Origin of the sequence: Neobacillus sp. NPDC058068, from assembly GCF_042885335.1 — a bacterium.
Lineage (GTDB): Bacteria > Bacillota > Bacilli > Bacillales > Cytobacillaceae > Neobacillus.
This window is the reverse complement of the sequence record NZ_JBHVSI010000001.1, coordinates 122628-149208: the sequence shown is the minus strand read 5'-3', so window position 1 is coordinate 149208 and position 26581 is coordinate 122628. Positions and strand designations below refer to the sequence as shown.

The 26581-nt window shown below is 40.0% G+C and carries 17 protein-coding genes; 2 read left to right on the top strand and 15 right to left on the bottom strand.

Annotation, left to right across the window (positions count from 1 at the left end; translation table 11 throughout):
* Window positions 1-13: 13 nt before the first annotated feature.
* The 3 genes from ACFVSW_RS00725 to ACFVSW_RS00715 form a co-directional block, all read right to left on the bottom strand.
* Window positions 14-1120, bottom strand: coding sequence for a glycosyl hydrolase family 18 protein (locus tag ACFVSW_RS00725; RefSeq protein ID WP_387311111.1), 1107 nt, complete (start codon window positions 1118-1120; stop codon window positions 14-16).
* 228 nt (window positions 1121-1348) lie between these two features.
* Window positions 1349-3076, bottom strand: coding sequence for a glycine betaine ABC transporter substrate-binding protein (locus tag ACFVSW_RS00720; protein ID WP_387311109.1), 1728 nt, complete (start codon window positions 3074-3076; stop codon window positions 1349-1351).
* Between the two features lies 1 nt (window position 3077).
* A complete protein-coding gene (locus tag ACFVSW_RS00715) occupies window positions 3078-4283 on the bottom strand; it encodes a quaternary amine ABC transporter ATP-binding protein (RefSeq protein WP_387311107.1) in 1206 nt (401 codons plus the stop codon).
* A gap of 183 nt (window positions 4284-4466) precedes the next feature.
* Here ACFVSW_RS00715 and ACFVSW_RS00710 point away from each other — a divergent pair, with 183 nt between their 5' ends.
* Complete coding sequence (locus ACFVSW_RS00710; RefSeq protein WP_387311105.1) at window positions 4467-5147, top strand: Dph6-related ATP pyrophosphatase; 681 nt, start codon at window positions 4467-4469, stop codon at window positions 5145-5147.
* Between the two features lie 101 nt (window positions 5148-5248).
* On the opposite strand, the gene ACFVSW_RS00705 is transcribed toward ACFVSW_RS00710, so the two are convergent.
* Window positions 5249-5974: a 3-ketoacyl-ACP reductase gene (locus tag ACFVSW_RS00705; RefSeq protein WP_387311104.1), complete on the bottom strand. Its 726-nt coding sequence runs from the start codon at window positions 5972-5974 to the stop codon at window positions 5249-5251.
* Between the two features lie 364 nt (window positions 5975-6338).
* Window positions 6339-8186, bottom strand: coding sequence for an ATP-dependent zinc metalloprotease FtsH (gene ftsH, locus ACFVSW_RS00700; protein ID WP_387311102.1), 1848 nt, complete (start codon window positions 8184-8186; stop codon window positions 6339-6341).
* A 232-nt stretch (window positions 8187-8418) separates the two neighbouring features.
* On the opposite strand from ftsH, the gene cls reads away from it, so the two are divergent.
* A complete protein-coding gene (cls, locus tag ACFVSW_RS00695) occupies window positions 8419-9870 on the top strand; it encodes a cardiolipin synthase (RefSeq protein ID WP_387311100.1) in 1452 nt (483 codons plus the stop codon).
* A gap of 102 nt (window positions 9871-9972) precedes the next feature.
* On the opposite strand, the gene ACFVSW_RS00690 is transcribed toward cls, so the two are convergent.
* The 10 genes from ACFVSW_RS00690 to ACFVSW_RS00645 form a co-directional block, all read right to left on the bottom strand.
* Window positions 9973-12531 (bottom strand): glycoside hydrolase family 84 protein, encoded by a 2559-nt coding sequence (locus ACFVSW_RS00690; RefSeq protein ID WP_387311098.1) that lies wholly within the window; start codon window positions 12529-12531, stop codon window positions 9973-9975.
* Window positions 12532-12832: 301 nt separating this feature from the next.
* A complete protein-coding gene (locus ACFVSW_RS00685; protein WP_387311645.1) occupies window positions 12833-14419 on the bottom strand; it encodes a long-chain-fatty-acid--CoA ligase in 1587 nt (528 codons plus the stop codon).
* A 486-nt stretch (window positions 14420-14905) separates the two neighbouring features.
* Entirely contained in the window at window positions 14906-16363 is a 1458-nt protein-coding gene (locus ACFVSW_RS00680; RefSeq protein ID WP_387311096.1) for a 4-hydroxyphenylacetate 3-hydroxylase family protein, read from the bottom strand.
* Window positions 16364-16493: 130 nt separating this feature from the next.
* Entirely contained in the window at window positions 16494-17675 is a 1182-nt protein-coding gene (locus tag ACFVSW_RS00675) for a M20 family metallopeptidase (protein WP_387311094.1), read from the bottom strand.
* A 40-nt stretch (window positions 17676-17715) separates the two neighbouring features.
* Window positions 17716-19044 (bottom strand): MFS transporter, encoded by a 1329-nt coding sequence (locus tag ACFVSW_RS00670; RefSeq protein WP_387311092.1) that lies wholly within the window; start codon window positions 19042-19044, stop codon window positions 17716-17718.
* Between the two features lie 30 nt (window positions 19045-19074).
* Complete coding sequence (locus ACFVSW_RS00665) at window positions 19075-20664, bottom strand: class I adenylate-forming enzyme family protein (RefSeq protein ID WP_387311090.1); 1590 nt, start codon at window positions 20662-20664, stop codon at window positions 19075-19077.
* A 22-nt stretch (window positions 20665-20686) separates the two neighbouring features.
* Complete coding sequence (locus ACFVSW_RS00660; protein WP_387311088.1) at window positions 20687-21451, bottom strand: SDR family NAD(P)-dependent oxidoreductase; 765 nt, start codon at window positions 21449-21451, stop codon at window positions 20687-20689.
* Window positions 21452-21691: 240 nt separating this feature from the next.
* Complete coding sequence (locus ACFVSW_RS00655; RefSeq protein WP_387311086.1) at window positions 21692-23122, bottom strand: sigma-54 interaction domain-containing protein; 1431 nt, start codon at window positions 23120-23122, stop codon at window positions 21692-21694.
* Window positions 23123-23563: 441 nt separating this feature from the next.
* Window positions 23564-24985, bottom strand: a complete 1422-nt coding sequence (locus ACFVSW_RS00650; protein ID WP_387311084.1) for an NAD(P)/FAD-dependent oxidoreductase — start codon at window positions 24983-24985, stop codon at window positions 23564-23566.
* A gap of 21 nt (window positions 24986-25006) precedes the next feature.
* Window positions 25007-26473, bottom strand: a complete 1467-nt coding sequence (locus ACFVSW_RS00645) for a sodium/proline symporter (protein ID WP_387311082.1) — start codon at window positions 26471-26473, stop codon at window positions 25007-25009.
* Window positions 26474-26581 lie beyond the last annotated feature (108 nt).

Here is a 26581-nt window from a genome sequence, read left to right as displayed (position 1 = left end):
TTAACATTCAACATCATTTTTTTACTTTTATTTTCTCAGGTATGACCGTCCAGTACGAAGGATCTTCTAAGCCGAGTCGCCAAATCCCTATTCCTTGTAAATTATATTTTTCCACCAGGTTTAGCTTAACCCGGAGACTTTTGCCATTCTCATACCATACCTGGTGGCTATGGTTTTTTTCATCTAAATAACTGAAATGAGGTGTTTTCGAACGGGAATCCCATAAAACTTCAGCTTTATATTTTGCTTTATGCTCCATTAATAGTGTATATGAGCTATAAACGGATTTGTTCGCTGTTGTGTCCCAGTCCCAACCATAACCAGCGATACCGAGTAAAATTTTTGATGGTGGTACTCCTTTATCCAAAGCATAACGAATCGTTGTTTCTGTCCAATCCAACGATGCTGTTGACCCGGATGTTGTTTTTGCGTTGTGTTCATCGTAGGTCATGATCATTAACCCATCTGCAAATTGACCAAGCTTTGCATAATCAAACCAGGGTGACCACGGATTAGCCCGCGAATCACCTGTGTTTGCTGGGACTGAAACGGTCACTACCTTCCCATCACGATGCAGCGCATCAGACAATTTTTTAATCATCAGACTAAAGGAATCTCGGTCATCCAAATACAAATTTTCCATGTCTATATTAATACCGTCATAACTGAACTGATTTATTTCATTTCGTAAATTCTGAATGAAAACATTGCGGTTATTATCGTTATTGATGACACTACTCGCCACTTGTTTGCCCTTCTCCAGGGTTTCATAAAAGAGGTTGTGGACAACTAAATATACCTTCACATGATTATCATGAGCGCTCTGAATAACCTTTCTCTTATGATCTGCTGTCACGGAATCTATAAGACTGCCTGGACGCTTATCATCAAGCTTATACCAAAAGGGCGCAATGCTGCTTAAATTCGTGAATTGCGAGTTAACAGTAGGTTGAGACCCTGGATAACTTCCTTCCTGCTCTGTGTAAAAGCCTAATACTTCGCGTGGAACTTTATTTTCTGGGCTAACTTCTTTTCTTTGTGATTGATTACAGGATGACAATAGCAAAATGACCAAGTTTAAAAAAATTATGGTAAATAACCGATAACCGTTTCGCGACATCTATTACACCCACCCACTTCACTAATTTGTTTATTTCTTAATATAATATCCCCACAAAATAAAAAGAGGTTTACCAAAAATGGTAAACCCCATTCTATAGACAAAGTTAATATTCCAGGTTGTTCCCCGAAGTGTTCGTAAATTGCTTCGCCGTACAAGACGGAAGAAATTTTATTAAATTTATTTATAAAGTTAGCTGCCACCGAATAATTTAAAAACCCCAGTAATTTACTTTAAATCTTCAATGGAATCTATATCCATATACTTTGGTACAACCAACCCATTCTTTGTTCCATTAAGGTTAATCCCTAAATCCACGAAATCATCTTTATATTTTTTATAATATTCGTTATGGGTACTTGGCAGCCAGGCGGCTACCATACCGTCGGCACTACCGTTGGCCACACCGGCAAACATCGGTCCGACCTCCACTTGGCTTAATCTTACCTCATAGCCATTTTGCTTTAGAACCTGAGCGATGACATTGGAACTAGCGATTTCTGTATCCCACGCCACATAGGCAAGTTTGATCTTTTCCCCATTACCTGCTTCGGCACCATTGGTCCATTGCGCCACTTTATCCTTGTTGGCAGTAATCCATTTTTTCGCTGTATCGGCTGGATCCATCCTGTCCTTAATATCGACCATCACTTTTTCGATATCAGCTGGTTTCCAGTTAAATTGATCGAGTATGGTATAGGCACCTGGCGCGTCCTGCTTCAGTCCTTTTCTTACGATTGTATGAATTTCTTCCACCGCACCAAAGGATTTTTTTGGGTCTTTAAGAAATTTCAAATCGTAGGTGGAAAACATCCAATGTGGAGCCCAGCCGGTAACAATGATTGGTTTCTTATGATCATAAGCTTTTTTCAATTCCGCGACCATAGCTGCGGATGATCCTTCTGCCAGCTGCCAATTATCCAACTTATAATCTTTGATGGCTTTATTCGCTTGTGCCATAATTCCTGCACCAGGTTCAATCCCGATCATTCGATAGTCGGTTTGAGCCCCAATGCTGTTGTCATCCTTATTTACAGCTGTTTCTTTTGTAATGCCTGTCACAATAGCGGTAACGATGATTAGAACCGCTAAAATGGAAAAGACAATTTTTTTCTTGATCATATTCTCATAGACCGGATTTCGTAAGTTTTGCGAAATCCGGTCGAGGATAACGGCAATAAACACAATCGATAATCCCGCTTCAAATCCTCGTCCCACGTCAATTTGACTGACAGCCCGATAAACATCTGCCCCCAGCCCCGGTGCACCAACTAATGAAGCCGTCACCACCATTGAAAGGGCCAGCATAATACTTTGGTTCACCCCGGCCATAATCGTTGGTGTAGCGATTGGTACTTGAACCTTAAACAATTTTTGGCTGTTACTGGACCCAAAGGCATCGGCTGCTTCAATTAAATCATTGGGGACTTCCTTAATGCCAAGATTTGTCATCCGAATCGTTGGCGCAATCGCAAAAATAAACGAGGCAATAATTCCCGGTACGACCCCAATACCGAAAAATAATATCGATGGAATTAAATAGACAAATGCTGGCATGGTCTGCATAAAATCCAAAATCGGCGTCACAATTCGATGCACTGTATTTCTTTGAGCACTCCAAATTCCAACAGGGATTCCAATAATAATGGTAAGTAATCCTGATAATAAAACAATGGCAATGGTTTGAACACTGGACTCCCAATAGCCGAGATTATCAATCAACAGTAAGCTGATAAGCGTAAAAATTCCTAACGGCCATCTGCTGGTATAGGCAACTAACAGTGTTAAAATGATGATTAAGATGATTGGCGGGCCAACACTTAATACGTCCACGATAATATTTAATAGGGACTCGATGACGGTGGTTAAAAAGGCGAAAAATCCGGCAAAGGCAATGGTTACCCATTTGACCAGTACATCTACCCAATCTCCTAAAGGGATTTTCGGCACATTCATCTCATTCACCCTCCAAATCGTTCAAGGAATCTTTATTTCCTGCTAAAGCCCCGATAACGGCGCCGCGAATGACAATTCCTTTTAAGTGATGTTCTGCATCGATAACCGAGATTGGCAGACTGGATGTGGACATCACATCCATTAGATCCGTCAGTAATGTTTCACCGGAGACAATTGGAATATCAGTTGTCATGACATCGGCAATGGTTTGATTATGCTCAATGGCCTGCCGTGCTTCCTCAGCGGTAATGGCGCCCAAAAGTTTCCGGTTGCGATCAACGACAAAGATGCTGGAATATCCCTGCTTCCGCATAATTTCCAATGCTACTCGCGGACCTCGGTCGACACCAATTTTTTCTGCCCGTTTCATCACATGGGAGGCCGTTAATATTTTCGCTAAATCTACATCTTCGACAAACTTCTCGACAAATTCATTGGCAGGATTCATCAAAATTTGTTCAGGTGTACCCAGCTGAATGATGCTGCCATCCTTCATTAATGCAACCCTGTCTCCTATGCGCAGTGCTTCATCTAAATCATGGGTGATAAAAATAATTGTTTTCTTATATTTTTCTTGAATATCCAGCAGTTCATCCTGCATATCCTTCCGTATTAACGGGTCGAGCGCACTGAATGCCTCGTCCATCAAAATCACATCCGTGTCACTGGCAAGTGCTCTAGCTAGTCCAACCCGTTGCTGCATACCGCCGCTCAATTGTTTAGGCAACTGGTTTTCGTACCCTTTTAACCCGACTACCTCAAGGGCACTTAATGCCCTCTTCCTGCGCTGTTCAACAGGAACTTTCTGGATTTCCAGCCCATATTCCGTATTTTCCACAATCGTTTTATGAGGAAATAAAGCAAAGTTTTGAAACACCATGCTAATCTTTTTCTGTCTTACTTTCCTCAGTCTTGCCTCACTCATCTTCACGATATCTTCATTCTCTATCAGTATTTCTCCGATTGTCGGTTCAATCAGCCTGTTAAACATGCGGATTAAGGTGGATTTCCCACTTCCGGATAAACCCATGATGACAAAAATTTCACCGGGATAAATTTCGAAGGAAACATTTTTTACCCCAACTGTCTGTCCTGTTGCTTTTAAAATTTCCTTTTTGGTCTTACCCTGTTTCAATAGATCAATCGCTGCTTTCGAATTATTACCAAAAATCTTAGAAACACTTCTGACCTCGATGTAGGGATTCATGCTGTCACCTCATTCTATTAATGACCGTATCATATACATTTTTTCCAAATGTTGTTGTTTTATGTTACTTTAGAAGATTAAACTGATTACTCCTTTAGTTCCTAATTGAGTGTTGCCATCAATGATATGATAAAATTAAAATATTCCAATCAGTAAAAATATATTTTATAAGGATGATCAATCTTGAAAAAACGAATTGCTTTATCTTGGAGTGGCGGAAAAGATTGTTGCATCGCATTAGACACTCTTATTCAACAAGGCTATGATGTCGTATGCCTAGTTACCACTGTGCCAAAAGAAATCGGTCGAACATTTGGTCATGGAGAACGTACGGAAATGATTACATTACAAGGAGAATCACTATCTATCCCCGTTCATTTTATAGAATGTACATACGAAAATTACACAGATCAATTTAACAAAACAGTACACGCCTTGAAAAATCACCTAAAAATTACAGGAATTGCTTTTGGAGATCTCTATTTGGATGGACACCGGGAGTGGGGCGAAAAAGTTGCCGCCACTGCGGGAGTCGATGCCTTGTACCCTCTATGGATGAAGAAGGAAGTTGCTTTACAAGCACTGGAACACTTTGTCCATTCCGGCTATGAAGCAGTAGTTATTCGTGTGCGAGAAGATGTATTAGATGAAACGTGGCTTGGGAGAATCATCGATGATTCATTTTTGCAAGATGTACAAAAGAAGCTTTTTTGTCCAATGGGCGAATCAGGTGAATATCATACCTTTGTATATGATGGACCTTTATTTTCAAAAAGGATTGATTTGAAACATGGAGAATTGATTCAGCTTGAAACGACAAAGAAACTAGAATTTAAGAGTTATTGCCTAATAGATAAGGTTTGAGTATATTTACTTCCATGCCAATCATGAAAAAGAATCATTGCAAATCCAATTGCTAGAAGACAAAAAAATTCGAAGTCAGCATGGACCGACTTCGAATTTTATTAGAATGGGTTAGTTGCTAAAAGGCTTGCAGTTTTGATATAAACTCGTGGATGTAATTTTAATTGGGAAACGATAAATTCAGCAATATCTTCAGGTTGCATATATTTTTCATCATCGTTTTCTGCGATTAAATTGGTTTTGGCAGCCAGTTCTGTAGCTACGGTGCTAGGAGTTAGGGCCGTCACCCGGATATTATTTCTACGGACTTCTTGTGCTAATGATTCAGTTAGACCAATTACTCCAAATTTAGATGCGCTATATGCACTAGATGTAGCAGCCCCGTTCAACCCATTGGTCGATGAAATATTAATAATATCACCGCCATTTTTTTCGATTAACTTTGGAAGTACAGCACGTGTTACATAATATGTACCCATTATATTGACATCAATGATTTTCTTCCATTCCTCTGGATCCATTTCTAAAAGAGTCGCAAATTTTCCAATTCCGGCATTATTTATTAGAATATCCGCCGAGCCCAACGCGTTTGTCAATTTTTCAATGGCTTGATCTACCTTTTCTAAGGATGAAATATCAACTGCAGCATACGCTACTTTAACTCCCAAACCTTCAACTTCACTTGCCACTTCCTTTAAAGCAGCTTCTGTTCTTGCAAGCAAACCAACATTTATTCCTTCATTTGCTAATGCAATCGCAATCGCCTTGCCAATTCCTCTTCCAGCACCAGTTACAAACGCAACTTTTCCTTTTAATGATTGTGCCACTACAAACAACTCCTTCGATAAACTATCATTCCCCACTTTTCCATTATATATTGAGGAAAGCAACCATTCTAAAATTATGCCTGCAAGGGTTCCAGAAGAAGCAATTCAATAATGTCGTTGCAGATATGGTTAGCCATGAAACAAGGTACCGGTTTACATACTGCCACGGAAATTAGCCCACTTATATGGCAAGTGGCACTGAGAAGCAACCGAATAACAGTCACTCTCACCACCACTGGCATTTATAAAAGACAGCATAATTGTCGAAGATTTAAAACACTAAAAACGGTCACGGAGCCGCATTCTACATGACCAAATAGACCCTGTATCATAGATAACAATAACGTATATGAGTCCCTAAACTCTACTTATCAAGGTTCACGCTTGACTCCAGTTTCCCGGTTAATATCGCCATAAATTCCTCACCGCTGATCGTTTCTTTTTCTAACAGGTACTTGGTTAGTTCGTGTAATTTATCTTTGTTTTCCTCCAATATCTGAATCGCCTTCCGGTGGCAAGATTTGATAATCTTGAGAATCTCCGCATCTACTCTAGCGGCTGTTTCTGCCGACACCATCAGCGATGTATCGCCGCCTAGATATGGATTGTTCACTGTTTCCAGCGCCATCATATCAAATTCTTCACTCATCCCAAACCGTGTGACCATTGCTCTGGCAATCTTTGTCGCTTGTTCAATATCATTCGAGGCGCCTGAAGTGACCGTTTTAAAAACAACCTCTTCGGCGGCACGTCCTCCCATGTAGGTAGTAATTTTATCTAATGCCTGTTCTTTCGTCATGAGAATCGTTTCATGCTCATCGACTTGCATCGTATAACCTAAAGCCCCAGACGTCCTGGGGATAATCGTAATTTTATGAACCGGCGCCGAGTGACTTTGTTTCGCTGCTACCAGTGCATGTCCAATTTCATGATACGAGATGGTTAATTTATCCTTCATGGAAATAACCGCATTTTTTCGCTGATAACCGGCAATGACCACCTCAACGGACTCTTCCAAATCATTTTGCATTACTTTGTTACGGCCCATCCTAACCGCCCTAAGTGCCGCTTCGTTAATAATATTCGCCAAATCAGCCCCTGATGCTCCTGAAGTGGCTCGCGCAATCATATTAAAATTCACATCATCAGCTAGCTTTACTTTTTCCGCATGAACGCGCAAGATCGATTCTCGGCCTGCCAAATCAGGTAATTCAACCGGAACCCGCCGGTCGAAACGGCCAGGTCTTAATAGTGCTTTATCAAGTGTTTCAGGCCGGTTCGTCGCTGCCAGAATAACGACACCTTTATCGGCATCAAATCCATCCATTTCTGTTAAAAGCTGATTTAACGTTTGTTCCCGCTCATCATTTCCGCCAGGCATACCCGAATTACGGCTTTTACCAATAGCATCAATCTCATCAATAAAAACAATACAAGGCGCCTTTTCTTGCGCTTGCTTAAATAGATCCCTTACTCTTGCGGCACCCATCCCGACAAACATCTCAACAAATTCAGAACCTGACATGGAAAAGAACGGAACCTTTGATTCCCCCGCAACTGCCTTTGCAAGAAGAGTTTTCCCTGTTCCTGGAGGGCCGACTAACAAGGCACCCTTTGGAATAGTTGCGCCGATTTCTTTATATTTTTTCGGGTTATGAAGGAAGTCGACAATTTCCTGCAGTGCTTCTTTTGCTTCATCTTGACCGGCAACATCTTTAAAGGTAATCCCTGTTTGGGTTTCCACATAAACCTTGGCATTGCTTTTGCCCAACGACATCATACCGCCGCCGCCCATCATCTTATTTTGCATCTTTTTCATCAGCCATTGACCAATCGCTATGAAAATCAGCAGTGGAAGAATCCAAGATAGAATGAAATTTAACAGCGGGGATGTTTCTTTTGGGATCACCTTAGCAAATTTAACATTCGCTTTATGCAAGCGATCAACCAATTTCGGATCATCGATGGTTCCTGTCTTGTAAATCTTAGCTTCACTCGTATCAGTTGGCTTAAACATAATTGTGTTATTTTCGATTTCTACTTGTTTTACTTTGCCTTCTTCCACCATGTTTAAAAATGTTCCATAATCCACTTCTTTGACGGAGTGATTAAAGATGGCGGGAAAAATAAACGAATTTAACAGTAAAATAATAACCAATATTACTCCATAATAGAATATCAGTGGTTTTTTCGGCGGTTTCATTTGTTTCATATAGATTCCTCCATGTTACGAGTCATTAAAACTTCAACTTTTTCGTACAAGCCCATGTATCAAAAGACTCATCTCCATTATATCATTCCCCGTTACTTCCTCTTTAGAAAAGGTTTTAGGTGAATTTTTCAAAAACGCGACAATCTGGTAACCGTCATATTCCTTTTAAAGTCCACCCAATTCAGGTAAGATTTACTAGGAGACTTTTAACAATAAGGGGAGATATTTTCGTATGGATGTGACAAATGTAACGACACTGCTTGTAACCATTGTTCTCATCGGGAATATTGTGCTTGCGGGTGTGGTTGTGTTTATAGAACGAAGAGACATTGGTTCTACATGGGCCTGGCTGATGGTCCTATTTTTTATTCCAATCGTGGGATTTTTAGTTTATCTGTTCCTGGGAAGGCAATTAAAACAGAGGAATTTTTACCGTTTATCATCTGAAGAAAGAAACTATCTTCAATCAACTGTAGACGAACAAATTCATCAGCTGCAAAACAGGAGGTTTTTCGACCATAAGCTGCTAATAAAACATTCGGATTTGCTCTTGATGAACTTGAACTCCTCCAATGCATTACTCTCCATGTTCAATGAAATTGAGATTTTCAGTGATGGTCATGAAAAATTTCAATCATTGTTTGAAGATATTCAAAATGCACAAGAGGAGATTCATTTGCAATATTACATCATTCAGCGCGATTCCCTTGGAAAAAGACTGCGCGATGAACTGACAAAAAAAGCGCAAGAAGGCGTCAAGGTCCGGGTACTCTATGACGAAATTGGTTCTAAAAGGATTTCTCCCGGTTTTTTTAAAGAACTCATTCATTATGGCGGTGAAGTCGAGGCCTTTTTTCCCTCGTTTCTAAAATTGATCAATTTTCGCATAAATAACCGGAATCACCGAAAGCTTTGCATCATTGACCGAAAGATTGCCTATATCGGCGGCTTTAATATCGGAAATGAGTACCTGGGCTTGGATAAAAAATTCGGTTTCTGGCGCGACACCCATCTAAGAATTAAAGGTGAATCGGTGAATCAATTACAAGGAAGGTTTCTTTTAGACTGGAATTATGCTGCCAAGAATAAATTGAACCTTGAGCCCTATGCTGTACCAATGGAAAAACCAGAAGGGAATAGTCCTGTTCAAATCATTACAAGCGGACCAAACTCTGAAACGGAACATATCAAAAATATGTATATTAAACTGATTATGACGGCTAAAAGAACCGTATACATCCAATCCCCGTATTTTGTTCCTGATGCCAGTTTTATGGATGCATGCAAAATTGCCTTGCTTTCAGGTGTTGATGTACGAATTATGATACCTAGTAAAGGGGATTTTCCCATAGTTTATTGGGCAACCTTGGCATACACTGGTGAACTGGTCGATTACGGCGCAAAAATTTACTTGTATGAGAAGGGATTCATCCACGCAAAAACGATTGTAGTAGATCAGGAAGTGGCTTCTGTTGGGACTGCCAACATCGACAAACGCAGCTTTCAATTAAATTTTGAGGTGAATGCCGTAATATACGATGAAAAAGTCGCTAAACAGCTTAGTGATTTGTTCCTGCAAGATTGTCATGATAGCTCTCAACTGACAATGGGAAAATATAAAGAGCGCTCCATGTTTATCAAGTTTAAAGAGGCCATCTCACGTCTTTTATCGCCTATTTTGTAAAAAACCTCGGCACCCCCATTGAGTGCCGAGTTTTTTAAAAATGGGGTAAGTCCCCTGGTGCGTTAAAGCTTTGGCTTACCGGGGGACTGACCCCAAAATTCGCTATGGTGCAATAATCAGCACAATCCCATCCTCGATTTGGATGGTGGTCCCAATCGTCGTATTGTCCCGCAGCCAATCGTTCGCATGGATACTTAATACATATCCGTTAGCAGGGATGACGGAATCATTGCCCCCTCTTTGAACGACCTTGCCATCGACTACCGTTACTTCGTATCCCCAAATATTAGTTCCGGTCGTCTTTCCACGAGCAGGAGTGTACTGAATGAGTTCACCGGCACCGCGACCTCTATTTACACCGTCTAACTTTCGATATTCGCTGACATGGCGATTCCTCCACATGGATTCGATTAAGAACGGTTTGACCACCTGCTCTCCGATTTCTTGCGGCATCTGATAAGCCTGAATCATTAAGGTTTTTAATTGATTTTTTAATGCACTTACTTCGTTTGCCTTGCCCTCTTTTTGGGCCATTAAGTACTGAACCGCAACATACCCCGCATCACCGTATACCCTAAGGTTTTGCAGATATGAATTAATGGAAATCAGAAATTCCTCGCTGCTGCCTTCTTTCCGAAGATTTTCAGGAATTTGCCGAAGCCGATCAAATTCAGCCATCAACTGTTCTGCAACTTGAGCTCCATCATTTCCATCAATCGCTTTCCAGAATGCATCTATTTCCGGTTTTAAGGTTAATGATAACGGCGGCAATTCTAAAACGCTCTCTACAAGGAAGGGTTTGATGACGCCTTGTCCGATTTTTTGCGGAATTTGTTCAGACTGATTGAACAATGTAATCAGTTTATCCTTGTACGCTTTTGCCTCAGTGGTTTTCCCTTCTTTTTCTGCTGTTAGATAGTGAACAGCCGCTTCGCCGGCCTCACCATATAATTTCAATTTTTCATTGTAAGGTTTGATTTCCAGCAGAAAGTTGTCATTCTTCATTTTTTGCTGAAGAGTTGCCGGAGCCTGTTGCAATTTCTTGAATTCCCCAATCAAGTTTGATGCAGCTTGATCTAGATTTTTATTGGATACATAAGCTTTCCAAAACCCATCAATCAATGGAGTGAGTGTAAGCGACTCCGTTTTATTAATCGGTGAAGAGTAGGTATTTTCAGCAAAGGTTTTTAACGCATCTGCACCATCCCCGCCAAAGGATTGAATACTGCGCTTCCACGATTCTTCCGGGTTATAGGCCGCCCCGTTCCAAGTATAATCGGCAATGGTATACAATGGTATTTTGGAAGCCTCTGCCTCGTTCATTGGATTAGCCGTTATCCCAAGGACTCCTTGTTTGGATAAATCTGCATCACGTCCTACGATTGGGCCAATAAACAGGCTGTTGCGATCATAATCGTTAACCGGGTAATTGTCCCATAATAACATATCGTGGTTAAATGCGCCTTGAACCTGTTTGGCTTCTTCGGAAGTGACTTGTTCCGATACGACCTTCTCACCGGTCCACATCACAATCGTGTCTTTATCGAGTAATTCGGCAAACCGATCACGGTAAGGTGTCGGCCCGTTACCGGCATAGTCCGTCGGGACGGTTATTAACCGCTCGGCACCCGGATGGGTTTGAATAAATTCCTTCGTAAAACGATTCAACAAGTAAGCTTGTGCTGCAGCGACAGGATTTTTGTCCTTTCCAAATTTATCTTTATCTTGCTGATACTTTAAACTCGAATCAATATCGTCCAGGAAAATGGCATAGGAACGCACACCTAAATCCCACACCTTTTCCATCTTCTTTTTCAAAAATTCAAAGTCTTGGTCATTCGAGAAGCAAATGGAATTACCTGGAGATAGGGAGAACGTAAATTTCACATGATTCTCTTTTGCCCGATCAATGAGCTCCTTTAATTTCGCAATTTCTTGCTCTGGGTAGGGTTCACGCCAATTGTCTCGGTGATATGGATCATCTTTGGGCGCGTAAATATACGTATTGAGTTTATTGTCACCGTAAAAATCCAACTGACTCAGCCTGTCCTCCTGTGTCCAAGGTGGTCCGTAGAATCCCTCAATCGAACCGCGGATGGCCATGTCAGGCCAATCACGGATTTCTACCCCCGGAAACCGATCTCTTCCTTTTTGTTCCTGGATGATTTGTTTAAATGTCTTTGCTGCATAAAAAGTGCCTGTCGTGTCTTTTCCAGCCAGAACAATCTGATTTTTACCTTTGCTGCTTGATGCCAGGACATAACCCTCATCCTTCAAGGCATCTGGACCTTTAATTCCCATTTGCTCCAACACTTTTTGGGAGTCTTGATTTTCGGCAGGGCCGCCAATCCAAATCGTGACGGGTGTTGTAACCTTTTCGCCGGCGTTATATTGAATGATTTGCTTTACATCCGCAGCTTTCAGGGCGCCAACAACCTCTTTAAATGCTTGTTCATCGGTTTTCTTCCCGGTAACGATTCCCACTTTCGGTGTCAGCGGAAAGCCTTGATCCGTTATTTTGGCTTCCTGCGGTGTGGGGTTAATAGACAAAGTGACATTGCTTGCTGCTGACGTCTTATGCACGCCCTGTACACCTGGAATACATAACAGCAATGCGGAAGAAACAACCAGTGCCCTTTTCAACCTTTTTAAACCTTTCATCCCTCACTACTCCTCCTTCAAATAGAATTGATTTACGAACAAAATATTGGCCATTCTAGATTTCTATGAAAAAAAGGCATAGAAAACGAAGTGGGTCAATCCCGCTTTGTTTTCCATGCCTAGTATCATCCAGTAACATGAAACCAATATTTACCTCAATGATAAACCGCTTACATTATGAGGTCAATTGTATTTAGAATATTCAATGAATTAGTCCTATGAAAAAATTGATACAAGGGCTGCTGGTAGTACTTTAGATATACTCATTTGATGAAAAAATAGGAAATCCGCAACAACATAATTAATTAACCCTCTTCGGTCCTGACCAGTGCATTTCCCTTAACCGATATTTTTGCAGTTTCCCTGTCGCGGTTTTTGGCAAGGAATCGACAAACTCCACTGCTTTCGGAGCTTTAAAATGTGCCATCTTCACACGGCAGAATTCAATGATCTCCGCTTCCGTTGCCGTCGCCCCAGGCTTCAACACGATAATCGCTTTTGGCACTTCGCCCCATTTTTCATCCGGGATGGCGATGACCGCTGTCTCCAAAACATCGGGGTGCTTGTAGAGGACACCCTCCACCTCGGTGGAAGAAATATTTTCTCCGCCGGAAATAATTAAGTCCTTGGCACGGTCGCGGATTTCGATATAGCCGTCCGGATAGGTAACAGCCAAATCACCGGTATGGAACCAGCCATCCCTGATTGCCGCGGAAGTCGTAAACGGATCCTTGTAATATCCCTCCATGACGACATTCCCGCGGGTCACGATTTCTCCCAATTCCTTCCCGTTCCAGGCAACTTCTTCACCGTCTTGGCGAACAACCTTTGTTTCCCCGTTAAAGGCGAGCTCAATTCCTTGTCTTGCCTTAATTGTCGCTTGTTCATCTGCAGATATTTCCGCAAATTCCTTTTTCCATTCACAATAGAGAATAAATGGCGATGTTTCTGTCAGACCATAGACATGAATCATATTTAAGCCAAGAATTTCTTGGGCTTTATGAATGAGGGCAGCTGCCGGCGGAGCCCCTGCAGTCGCCATTCTTGGGCTAGTCTTAATCTCGACTTCCTTGGCCCGGGGATCATTTACAAGCATGTTGACCACTGTCGGTGCACCGCATAATAAGGAAATTTGTTTGCTTTCAAACAAATCAAGAATAAGCGGCGGGTCTACTTTACGTAAGCAGACATGGGTGCCTCCTGCTGCTGTGATTGCCCAGACACCTCCCCACCCATTGGCATGGAACATGGGCAATGTATGAAGATAGACATCATCATGCTGAACGTTCAGATGATATAGGAAATTGGCCGCATTCAGGTAATTGCCGCGATGTGTCAGCATGACCCCTTTTGGCTTGGATGTTGTACCGCTCGTATAATTTAGGGTGAGAAGCTGATTTTCATCAATTTCCACCTCGGGAAATGATTCACCAGCATGTTCAAGAAAATCCTCATAAGAGACACCATTTAATGAACTTTCATGTCCCTCTACTGGTACGATGACGATTTGTTCGAGAGACAGAAGATCGACGATTTTTTCAATTGGTGCGCTAAATTCCGCATCAACAATTAACATTTTCGCATCGCTGTGACGGATGATATATTCTAAATCCTCCGCTGACAGCCGGTAATTTAATGGAACCATGACCGCACCAAGCTGGCAGATGCCATAAAAGCATTCAAGCATATAATGCGTGTTCGGCAGCATTACCGCAACATGGTCGCCTTGATCAATACCTGCTTGATTTAATGCGGAAGACAACTGGTCAACACGCCGGCCAAATTCACGATATGTAAATTCCTTTTCGCCATCGATGACGGCGACCTTTTGCGGATAATATTTCACCGCCCGGCGCTTCCAGTCCAATGGTGTTAACGGAGAAATCATCAAAACCAGCCCCTTTGTTTGAATATTCATTTAATTATTTCACCAATGGATTGTCATTTCCCTTTAATTTATATGCTTTTATTCAAAAAAAATAGGACGGCCGAAGCCGCCTATTCAAATTCAAAGATTATCTCACACCAACCCATTTTCAAAATGTCCTATACACATACACAATATATTCTTATATTTGCAAGAAATACATTCGCAGTTACGAATTAATAACTAAAAGGGGTAACCCGAAAAATGGGATCAGTCCCTCGCCAAAATAAAGCGTTAATACGACGGGGGACTGACCCCAAAATCCTTGGATTTCTCGACAATTACCATAATGTTACGATAACGAGAACTTTTGACATGATAATTTCCTCCCGTTTCCTATTTGTCTCATTCTATGTAAAAAAAGCTTCCATAAAACGAAGCCGAGCAGCTGCAAATGGGCATCTACTCGGGCAGCAAAGAATTTATCGTTACTTGTAGATTAGCTATTTAGCTATTTACTTCACTTGGTTCCTCTGAGTCCTTGACGATTTCCGAAGCAAATTTAATCTTTTCTCCCCAATTAATTGATCTTTGGATGACCACTTTTTGTGCCTGCGGCGATCCCGCACCATGCATGCACTCGATAATTGGAGTTGAGCCTGTCATATTTTCAATAAGGCGTCCCATTTTTATTCTTTGAATTGGATCTACATTTTCACCTGTCCGATAGTATTTATAAATATAAGGTGCAATTCTTGGGTTATCTAACTCTTTTTCAGAAGGCAGTGTGGCAACAAACCCTCCTGCTAAATCTTGGGAAAGCTTTGTTACTTCCGGATAATAACGAGCAGTATTTAGTTTAGATGTATTTGCCAACACGGGATCAACAAAAGCTGTACCGCATCCAGATTTAGAACAATTAAATGAACAGGCGAGGGCTCCACTATACATGGTTTCAACTAAGTGAGCCATTTCTGAAAGTTTCTCCTTCACATGACTGGCTTTTGATATTCCATGCATATCTGCAAGTGACGCTGTTGCCCCAATCAGAACATCAAGATTTCCGGCCTTACAAGCACCATAGTTTTGACGATGGTAGGATGCGAAACGATCAACAAGTTTTCCAGTATACTTGGTTTCCTTATACATAAATACACGTTCCCATGGAACAAATACATCTTCAAAAATAATCAGCGCTTCTCCGCCGACCACTCCATATTTGGCATTTCCTTGATCTATTTTTCCTTCCCATTTACGGCTGTCATTAACTTGCCGTCCAAAAACATAGACAATCCCTGCTTCATCGGCTGGAACAGCGAACGAAATGGCGTAATCTGCATCGTTTGGCGTCATCGCAGCACCAGGCATAACTAAAATTTGATGTGAATTGATGGCACCGGTTTGATGCATTTTTGCACCGCGAACAACAATCCCATCTTCTCTTTCTTCTACCACCCTGACATACTGATCAGGGTCTTGTTGTTCTGACGGTCTTTTCGAACGGTCTCCTTTTGGATCTGTCATGGCTCCATCTGTCATAAAGTCATTATTTTGTGTATCAATTAAAAATCGTTTAAATCTTTCATGATAATTCGTACCAAGATCCCGGTCCATCTCCCATGTTGTTGAATATAGGGTAATCAAGCCATCCATTCCAACACATCGTTGAAAACAGGTTCCTGTTATTTGTCCCGCAACCCGAAGCATCATCGCTTTCTTAACGAGATCTTCTTGGTTTTGCGGAATATGTGTCCAACGGTTTATTTTATTTCCTGTCAAATGTGAGGTAGCACTGCCAAGTTCTTCATATTGCTCTTCTGTACCCAATTTATAGGTGACAGATGCTGCATTAATATGCGGCCTCATCGCCGGATGATCGACTACATTTTCAACTCTTTCTCCCATAAAATAAACTTCCTTCTTTTGATTGCGAAGACTTTCAATATATTCTTCTTGTGTCATCATAAAAATTTTCCTCCTCATTTTTTAGATGCATTGTTTTATGAGTTGTAATCTCATCCTACATTCTATTAATGAATTTAAAAGTTTATTAATCAATTAGACACACTGCAGCTATTTACCTATCGAACAAATTCTAGCTTTCACCCAAATAATCAATCGCGAGGGCCATAAAATAACGGATAGATTCTATGAATTTTTCAATTTCTACATATTCATTTGGCTGGTGTGCAAGTTTTGGATTTCCCGGGCCAAATATAATAGTCGGTATTTTCAAATGTGGGCAATAAACAGACGCATCCGTATAATAATTAACACCTGAAGGAATTAGCTCTATGTTTAAATGATTCTTAGCAGTACTAACAGCAAGTATCACAAAATCATCTGATTCATTGGTGCCTACGGATTCCATACTATTTATGACCTTTATTTGGTAGCTTGATTGTGACCGTAATGAGATTTCTTGGATCATATTCTCGATATCTTTTAAAATTCTATCTTTATCCTGTCCGGGAATTGTTCGTATGTCTAAAGTCAATTTACATTGATCCGGGACAACATTTGTTTTTACACCGCCTTCAATTGTCCCAATATTAATCGTTGGATGACCTAATAATGGGTGGGGCGTGTAATCAAATTGATAGGATTGGAGAGTATTTATAAACTCATTCATTGTTAAAATAGCATTTATGCCCTCGTCTGGCATTGAACCATGAGCTGTTTTTCCATTGGTAGTGATTTCTACCCATAAACAACCCTTATGTGCAGTGAAAAGTTGGTTTTCACTAGGTTCCGATACAACCAATGCGGTTGCCTTGTCTATTTGCCCCTTTTCCACGACTTTTTTTGCACCGTATCCATCGACCTCTTCACCTGCGGTCCCGACAAACTGTACCGTCCCCTTTAGTTTCACACCGGCACGTTCTAAATATTTCAGAGCAAGGACCATTGCAGCGACACCACTTTTCATGTCGGTCGTTCCTCGCCCATATACTTTATTACCTACTACCTTCCCGGAAAAAGGATCATGTTCCCATTTGACCTTCCCCGTTGGAACGGTATCTAAATGACCGCTGTAAATTAAATATTTTTCATCTGTCTCAACATTTGGATAGGTAACAAATAGATTAGCCCGATTGTTACCAAGATCATCTAATGCAACGTGAAGATTGGATGTTGTTAAATATGCCTTGATCACTTCAGCTACTCTTTTTTCATTTCCGGGTTGATTCACACTGTTCACTTGAATGAGTGATTGTAAAAATTGAATGGCGTCTTTTTCATTAATCGTTTCAAAAATGGATGGCAAAACCTGCATGTTATATCCCACCTTTTTAATATGATCTGATCAGAAAAACTTAACTTATCGATTTCTCATTGTTAATCAATTTTATACTGGCATTCGTTACCTTCTTTTCCTTCAAAATGATGGAACAAACTGCCGCTACTGCCGAAACTAAGGCAAAGAAGATGAAAACTCTGCTAAAATCTTGTGCTCCATTTGCCCCTACTTTTACTAAATACCCTGCAACTAGAGGAGAAACAAATGCACCCATTTGACCAATTCCATTCGCTAATCCTGTTGCACTTCCAACAACTTCCTTTGGATATAATTTAGGCAGATAAGCATAAATGGAGCCAAAGTTTAAGTTAACAAAGAAACCAACGAACAATAGTAGTGTAAGTAATAGACCCGTATTCCCTTTTTCTACTGCACCAAGCATCCACAGCACAGGAATACTGCATATATACCCAATCAAAGCAACAGGCTTCATTCGATGAAGAACGTTATCCATCAGCCATCCCCCAAGCATCATAGCGAAGAATGCAACGATATAAGGTGCAGATGCGAACAAGCCCATTTCCTTAAGATTTAACCCATGCTGTGTAACCAAAAAGGAAGTTAACCAGGTCGTTGTTCCCCAATAAACAGCTAATTGACAAAATAGACACAAGGTAAAAACATAAAAATTAACATCTTTCAGGAAAACCCCGTAGCTTTTTCTTTTCTCTTCTTTCGAAATCGTTCTAACAGACGAATCATTATCCCCATCAATATCCTGATCCTTACTCAATTTCCCTTTCGCAATCATTTCTTTTGGAGAATCTGATATAAAACGCCATAGTAAGAAAATTCCAATTATTCCTGGTATAGCAAGAACATAGAAGACCGGTCTCCAATCACCGCTAAAAAAATAAACAGAGATACTAGTAACGATAACCGGTACGATTGCCGGGGCAACGGCCCATGAAGTTGCGAAAAACGAAACCGCCCTTCCTCTTTCTTTATGAGGGAACCAATTATTTATTGCCCGAATTGCCGGAGCAAAATGGTGTCCTTCTCCAAGCCCTAATCCAATTCGGAGTGCCAAAAACTGTGCGAAGGTTTTCACCATTCCTGTTATAGCGGTAACGAATGTAAAGACTGTAATGGCTACATACATAACTCTTTTGGCTCCAAATTTATCAGCCAGGAAACCAGCGCTAATTTGTGCGGCAGCATAGGCAAAGAAAAACACAGATGCTAGCTGCCCTACTTCCACAGGGGTTAAGTTTAAATCCTTCTGTATGAATGGCAGGAAGGTTAAGACCGCCATCCGATCAAAATAATTAATAATATAGACTAACCAAAGAATGATTAATACCGCATATCGATAGCTCCAAGCCTTTTTCACAATTGTAGACATTGCATCTCTTCCTCTCTTTTGTAAAAAAAATTAGTAGTGCTGTGATTTCTTCAGCACATTTTTTATTATTTTCCCCGCCGCATTACGAGGCAGTTCGGATACAAATTCTACTAGTTTCGGAACTTTAAAATTTGCTAATCTATCCGCAACAAAATCTTTTATTTCTTGGCTCTCAATGGTTTCATCAGCCTTTGGGACAATCACCGCTTTGACAATTTCCCCAAAGAGAGGATCTGGAACTCCTACGACAGCCACTTCAAATACTTTTGGATGATTGTAAAGAACATTCTCGACCTCAATTGAAAATATCTTTTCCCCGCCCCGATTAATTAAGTCTTTTTTTCGATCGACAATATAAACAAAACCATCTTCATCTATTTTTGCTAAGTCGCCGGAGCGCCAAAATTCATTATGGAATGATGTTTGATTGGCAACCTCATAGTTCCAATAGCCTTCAACGATCATGGGTCCTTTAATTAATAATTCACCCACTTCACCAGATTTACATGGCTCATCCAAATCATTTACAACTCTAATCTCGCCAACAGGAACAGGCAGTCCAACGGAAGCTACCTTTGACTCATTAAAGATTTGCGGCATAATGGTTGCAGGAGAGGAGGTCTCAGTGGCTCCATATGCATTATGCAAGTACGAATTCGGAAAATACTTTTTCAATTTATAAATCGTTTCCGACGACATCGGAGCACCGCCGTAGGCGATACAATTTACTTTTGAATAGCTATATAATGAGAAATCTGAATGTGCCATCATCATATTGTAGATGGTTGGAACATTAAACAAAAAGGATACATTTTGTTCCACTGTTAATCGGATGTATTCTTCAGTCTTAAACCTCCTCAAAATAACGGATGTCCCCCCCACTTTAACCATGTGAAAAAGCTGGCCAATTAAGCCTGTAACATGAAAGAGAGGAACAGCGATTAGGGTTCTTGCTTTGTCATTTGTCTTTAACACGTATTCATAATTGATTGCACTGTGAATCGCACCTAAATGACTGCCGATCGCACCTTTTGGAAGTCCAGTTGTTCCAGATGTATACATAATAAATAATGGATCCTCTTCCGTTACATGAACTTCCGCAACTGAAGATGGTTGTTCTAAGATTTCAAAAGGCAAATAATCTTTTCGGTTTGGTGTTCTATTCCCCACTAAGAAAAAGTATTGAACATTTTTGATGAAATCAAGATCTCTCATGCTTTCGACCTTCTCTAAAAATTCATCATCCACAACCAAGATCTTGCTGTTAGATTGTTGAATCATAAAAGAAAGCTCATCTTCTCTTAGTCTAGTATTTAATGGAACCACAATAGCCCCTAATTTAGCACAAGCAAAAACGAGTAAACAAAATTCAATACTATTTCCTAATAAAAGTGCAACACGATCTCCCTTTTTTACACATAGCGAGTTCTGTAAATTACCGGCAATCTGCTCCACTTTTTCGTGCATTTCTTTATACGTTAAGCGATTTCCATTCATCACAAGGACCTCATGTGATGAATATTTTTGGGCAGTCTCTTTCAACATCGCGTGCAGATTTTTAGGCCGATTCTCGAAGACTTTTACTTCACGATTAAAGTGGACTTCATTGATGATCTTCATTTATTAACCTCCAATCCTTCCTTTAACGAGCAGTCCATCCGCCATCAACATTTAATATCTGGCCTGTAACATAGGCTGATGTATCAGAGGCAAAGAAAACCACTGGTCCCACAAGATCCGAGGTTTCTCCGATTCTTTTGATCATGCTGGCATTGATTATTTTCTCAGCCCGGTCAGGATCAGATAACCATTCATTGGTCATTGGTGTTTTTATGTATCCTGGCCCAATGGCATTAACGGTGATATTATAGGGAGCTAACTCTTCAGCCCAAACTTTTGTAACTTGGTTAATCCCTCCTTTACTTGCCGCATATGATGTCTGGAACGGCATTCCAATTGATCCTAAAATCGATGAGATGTTAATGATTTTTCCATAATTTTGTTTGATCATTTGTTTGGCACAAGCTTGTCCCACTAAAAAAAGTCCTTTTAAATTGACCGTTAAAACTTGATCCCAATCGCTTTCTTCTACTTCAACTAACAGCTTACGGATATTCATTCCTGCGTTGTTCACTAAGATATCCAGCGAGCCGAATTGATCAACAATTCTTCTTACTAGCAGTTCCACCTGATCCTTTTTTGTCACATCACAAGGAATATAGGCTGCTTCGATATCCTCTTCCTTTAACTGTGAAACAGCCTTTTCCCCTTCTTCAACCCCTCGGCTGGAAATAACAAGCCTTGCTCCATAATGCCCTAATGCCTGAGCCATGCTAAATCCAATCCCTTTACTTCCTCCTGTAACGAGGGCAACCTTGCCTTTTAAATCAAATGTTGGTAAATCCATACCCTTCATTCCCCTTCATCCTCTTTTATTTGTTGTCGTACTATTTATTATTAATATTCATGCAATAATTGTGCCAATTTTTCATATTATGTGAAAATAAATAATAATTCGACATATTGTTGCAAAAATACAGAAATTTCTTCCTTTATCACCATTAATATATTGATAATTATTCGTTTTCCCATTGAGTGTAATGAAAAAAGCCAACGAATGAACGTTGACCTTTGATTCCTTTTTTCATCAAAAACCTAATTTCTGCATTTTTTTTACCAGGGCTGATTGGCTAATCCCTAATTCTTTTGCAGCTTGGCGTGTTGTCTTTGATCTTTCCATTTGCTCTTTAATTAGCTTTCGCTCAACATTCGCAACAATTTCCTTTAATTTCCCCGTTTCTGTCTTTTTACGAGCCTTTCCTTTTAACATACCAGCTGGTAAATCATGCATCCCTATTTCCTCATTGTCTGTTGTTACTACTAATCTTTCAATTAAATTTTCTAACTCTCTAATATTCCCTGGCCAGCGATATTCTTCGAAAAAATGAATAATTTCATGATGAAACCGCTTATTTAACTTATTCTTTTTATTGGTTTTATTTAAAAAATAGAAGGCAAGTGGAATAATATCTGCTACCCTTTCTCTTAAGGGAGGGACCTTTATAGGAACTATATTCAGCCGGTAATAAAGATCCCTTCTAAAATCATTTTTATCTACCATTTCCTCTAAATTCATATTTGTCGCTGAAATGACCCTTACATCAATTTTAAAGCTTTTTCTTCCGCCAACGCGCATGATTTCAAATTCTTGGAGAACCCTTAATAGTTTTACTTGAAGATCCATTGGCATGTCGCCAATTTCATCTAGAAATATCGTCCCCCCGTCCGCCTGTTCAAACAATCCGGGCTTTCCCTGATTGTCAGCCCCTGTAAATGCGCCCTTTTCATAGCCAAATAATTCAGATTCCAGCAAGTGTTTTGGTATTGCGCCGCAATTCACTTTAATCAAAGGTGCATTCGCCCGATCACTTTCTTGGTGAAGATAATTAACAATCACTTCTTTCCCTACTCCAGACTCTCCTAAAATAAGGACGGTAGAATCAACCTTAGCTACCTTCCTTGCAAGATGAAAAACCTTCATAATTTCTTGGCTTTGACCGATAATTCCATCAAAATGCATATGTATTAATTCTCTCTTTTTTAATTCTTCAATTTCATATATATACTGTTCCGTCAATCTCTTTGAGTGCAGCAGCTCAGTTTTCATATAATTTAAATCAGATATATCCCTTACGTTTGTTACAACAAAGGTAATTTTCCCGTTATGGTCAAATACAGGATTGCCCGTTACTAATAATTCCTTCCCTCTAACCGTTTGAATAATCGTTTGAGCTGTTTTTTCCTCTAAAACCTTTATAGTAACAGATTCTGAAACTAGCCCTTCATTTACCACAGTCATCATGTTCTTTCCAAGTAACTCTTGGCTATTTACACCAGTAATTCTTGAGTAAGCGGAATTAACCATAATTCCCACACCATCATTGTCTGCAACGTAAATACCATCGTAACTTGATTGAAAAATGGAAACTAAGATGGTTTCAATATCGGATTTGTTCACACTATCAAGCTTCGTGTACTCAGTCATGGAAATATCCTCATTTGTATGTTCAATTGTCATTAGATACTCCCCCTCAGTTCGATTGAATTGAAAGCGCTGTTTTGTAATGTGTTTTTTTGATAAAAAGAGTTGATTCCTTTTTAAATCAAATTTTATCTATGATTCTTAATCGAATCGTTCATACTATATAGTTCTCTATATATGTAAAACTTCCTTTTATTTTTTTGTTTTTTTGAAATAATTCGAAAATTTTAAAAATAAAAAGCCGAAAATATATTTCGTTCTTTTCTAACAACTAAATCAATACCATTCAATTCCTAAGTTCCAGATAATACCGAAAAATAGTACCTGACCCCCGATGAAGTAATGCTTTACTCCATTGGGGTCAGGCACCCCGGTCAAGGTGAATTCCTTATTTCAATTCGTAAAAAAAGAGCCTTGCCCTATTTATAAAAATCACCTGGGGTCAGGCCCTTACTATGGTCCTATAAATTTTTTTAGTTAGTGGCGAATCATTCGTTCTGCCAAGGTATTTCCTTTAGGTGCTATCCCATATAAATCCGATCTTTTATCTAGCCGGCCAATTTCTGATTGAACATACCTGGCCCCTATCCACCGGAGTGGCTCCGGTACCCATTTTACTGAAGAATGTTGAACCATTGGCAAACCAGTAAGGGAAGTTTGTTTCTGATAAATTAGATCAGTGAGAATTCGACCAGCCAAATTAGAGGTAGAAACACCTTGACCAAAGTATCCAAATATTTTTGCCACTCGGGTTTGCTGATCGTATTGAAAGTTGGGAGTCCAGTCACTTGTTACTCCAATCGGTCCTCCCCAAGCATGGGTGAACTGATTGGTGGAAACCGTAGGGAACCATTTAATGACCCTTTGCTTTAACCAGTCAATGACGGAATCATGAGTGTCAAAAGAATCTTTTATTTTTGAAGCATAACGGTAGCGACCAGCATTACCTAGTCCAAATAAAATTCGGCCATCAGCAGTTCGTTGAAGATAATCTTGAGATAATGTGTTGGACCCAACAGCCTCCCGATTTTCCCAACCAATAGACGCCCATTGAGCCTCTGATAAAGGTTCAGTTACTACCATTGATGAGTACATCGGAATAATATGGCGGCGAAATTGAGCCATTTGACTAAGATATGCCTCTCCCGCAATAACGGCTGCTATATTAGCGGTTACATTCCCAACTCTAGTCACTAATTTCGGAGGATTTGACAAGTCTCCTTCTTTAAATTCTAATACTTCCGTTTGTTCGTATATTTTTACTCCTCTATCTTCTAATATTCTAGCCAATTGCCTAGCTAATTTTGCTGGATGAAGAACGGCTGATACCTTAGTGAGAATACTGCCTTTAAACCCATTTGCATGAATTCGATCCTTTGTTTCGCCACTGTTTAGAAGTTGATAGTACTCCTCTAATCCAAGTTTCTGAAACGTTTTTATTTCTTTTTCAAATTGAAAGAGTAAATGTTCTCCCCTTGACACCTTCATAAATCCGGATTTTTTCCAATCAACTTCCATCTTTTCTTCCTGAATAACACGTTCAATTTCATTCACAGAAGCATACATTGTTAAAAGTAATTCTCTAGCAGCCACCTCTCCATACCGTTCCATTGCTACTTCAGGAGTTAATGAAAATTTTGGTGAACACCAGCCTGCATTTCTGCCAGAAGCACCAAAACCGGTGATATGCTTCTCAATAATCGCTATATTTAAGGTCGGATCTTGTAGTAATAAATAATAGGCAGTCCATAATCCTGTGAAACCTGCACCTAATATTACGATATCGACAGTTAATTCCTCTCTCAATTTAGGTCTGGGACTTAAATCCTCACCACAACTTTCAAGCCAGTAACTCCTTGAAGTGTAGTATTTTGATAAATCGGGACTTTCTTCTGCCATATTGAACACCTCAACTAATGATTAAGTGACATTTAAACCTCCACTCTTTGTTGTTGGTACTTCTTTTTTCTCTGGAATGGCCAAACTAACAATTACGCCTGCTATCAATGCCAGAACTAATGTGGCTCCACGGGATGTAACAATTTCCTCAAGAGGAGTATTAATCCAAATAATGGTACCAATTAAGCCAGTGAGCAGTGCAGCTATAACACCAGCGCCAGACATACGTTTCCAGAAGAATGTTAAAAGAATAGCAGCGGCAAAACTGTTTCCTACACCTGCCCATGCCCAGCCAATTACCACATATATTAACGATTTAGACAAGAGACCGATGACCAAACCAATTAAACCAACAACCGATACTGAAATACGTGAAATCAATACTAGTTGTTTCTCATTTAATTTCAGACCCATAACCTTGTGTAAAATATCCTCGCTTATGGAAGTGGAGACGACTAATAATTGAGAGGAGGCTGTTGACATGATGGCAGCAAGAATACCTGCAAGTAATATACCAACTAACCATCCAGGAAGTAATTCAGTCAGCATAAATGGTAAGATCATTTCAACGTTTTCAACTCCACCTGATCCGTACAAGGTCAACCCTGTAATACCGATTAAAAATGCTCCTCCATATGCTAATACTCCCCAGAGAATCGCAGCATTTCTACCGATTTTCGCATCCTTTTCATTTCTTAACGCCATAAATCTTGCACTAATATGTGGCTGCCCTCCCAAATAACCGAGAGCCCATGATATGTTTGTATAAATTAGAAGCCCAATTCCTAACCCTGTTAATCCACCTGTCCAAGAGGACGCACCATTTCCAGCTTGAACGAGTGCATCGCTAATGGATAGGTCTAAAGATCCAATTTTAAACAAGGCAACAATCGGCAAAACAACGAGCGTGGCAACCATTAAAATAGCTTGAATGGCATCCGTCCATACAACCGATAAGAACCCTCCAAGACATGAATATACGACGACAACAACTGCGACAATAAGGATGCCAACTATTGGTTTAATTCCCATCGTTTGTTCCAAAGTCTGACCTGTACCGCCAAACTGGGTCCCTACATAAAGAGTAAAGAAAGGAATGATGATTATTGCCCCTATCCCTCTTATAATATTTGCGTGTTTTGGAAATCTAGCTGATAAATAGTCTGGAAGAGTCATTGCATTATACTTTATTCTCTCCTGCATAAATTTTTTAGCTAAAAATAACCAAGAAATAATGATTCCAACTAACATCCCGATAAATAGCCATACACTAGAAAGTCCAGTGGAAAAAGCAAAACCAGTAGCCCCAAGCAGTAACCAAGCAGAGGCTTCTGTGGATCTTTCCGAAAAAGCCAAGGCCCAACCGGGAATTTTATTCCCCCCCAGATGGTAATCTTCATAGCCCAGCTCTTTACGACTAAAATAAACTCCAATTCCTATCATTGCCACAAAGTAAATAATGAGTTCAACTAGAACAATCTTATCCATACTATGCCACCCCTTTTCCAATTTTTCTTCATCGTTAAAAAGACATTTAATTAAAAAGAAGGTCCTATTACGCTTTGATAATTCACAATAATCAGAATATTTATTTTA

Excerpts from the sequence above, each read along its gene's own strand:
- ACFVSW_RS00685 (WP_387311645.1), bottom strand. The coding sequence starts at position 14,419 with ATGATTTCTCCGTTAACACCATTGGACTGGAAGCGCCGGGCGGTGAAA.
- ACFVSW_RS00690 (WP_387311098.1), bottom strand. The coding sequence starts at position 12,531 with ATGAAAGGTTTAAAAAGGTTGAAAAGGGCACTGGTTGTTTCTTCCGCA.
- ACFVSW_RS00660 (WP_387311088.1), bottom strand. The coding sequence starts at position 21,451 with ATGGATTTACCAACATTTGATTTAAAAGGCAAGGTTGCCCTCGTTACA.
- ACFVSW_RS00675 (WP_387311094.1), bottom strand. The coding sequence starts at position 17,675 with ATGCAGGTTTTGCCATCCATTTTTGAAACGATTAATGAAAAAGACGCC.
- ACFVSW_RS00725 (WP_387311111.1), bottom strand. The coding sequence starts at position 1,120 with ATGTCGCGAAACGGTTATCGGTTATTTACCATAATTTTTTTAAACTTG.
- ACFVSW_RS00715 (WP_387311107.1), bottom strand. The coding sequence starts at position 4,283 with ATGAATCCCTACATCGAGGTCAGAAGTGTTTCTAAGATTTTTGGTAAT.
- ACFVSW_RS00720 (WP_387311109.1), bottom strand. The coding sequence starts at position 3,076 with ATGAATGTGCCGAAAATCCCTTTAGGAGATTGGGTAGATGTACTGGTC.
- ACFVSW_RS00655 (WP_387311086.1), bottom strand. The coding sequence starts at position 23,122 with ATGACAATTGAACATACAAATGAGGATATTTCCATGACTGAGTACACG.
- ACFVSW_RS00650 (WP_387311084.1), bottom strand. The coding sequence starts at position 24,985 with ATGGCAGAAGAAAGTCCCGATTTATCAAAATACTACACTTCAAGGAGT.
- ACFVSW_RS00670 (WP_387311092.1), bottom strand. The coding sequence starts at position 19,044 with ATGTCTACAATTGTGAAAAAGGCTTGGAGCTATCGATATGCGGTATTA.
- ACFVSW_RS00680 (WP_387311096.1), bottom strand. The coding sequence starts at position 16,363 with ATGATGACACAAGAAGAATATATTGAAAGTCTTCGCAATCAAAAGAAG.
- ACFVSW_RS00645 (WP_387311082.1), bottom strand. The coding sequence starts at position 26,473 with ATGGATAAGATTGTTCTAGTTGAACTCATTATTTACTTTGTGGCAATG.
- ftsH (WP_387311102.1), bottom strand. The coding sequence starts at position 8,186 with ATGAAACAAATGAAACCGCCGAAAAAACCACTGATATTCTATTATGGA.
- cls (WP_387311100.1), top strand. The coding sequence starts at position 8,419 with ATGGATGTGACAAATGTAACGACACTGCTTGTAACCATTGTTCTCATC.
- ACFVSW_RS00665 (WP_387311090.1), bottom strand. The coding sequence starts at position 20,664 with ATGAAGATCATCAATGAAGTCCACTTTAATCGTGAAGTAAAAGTCTTC.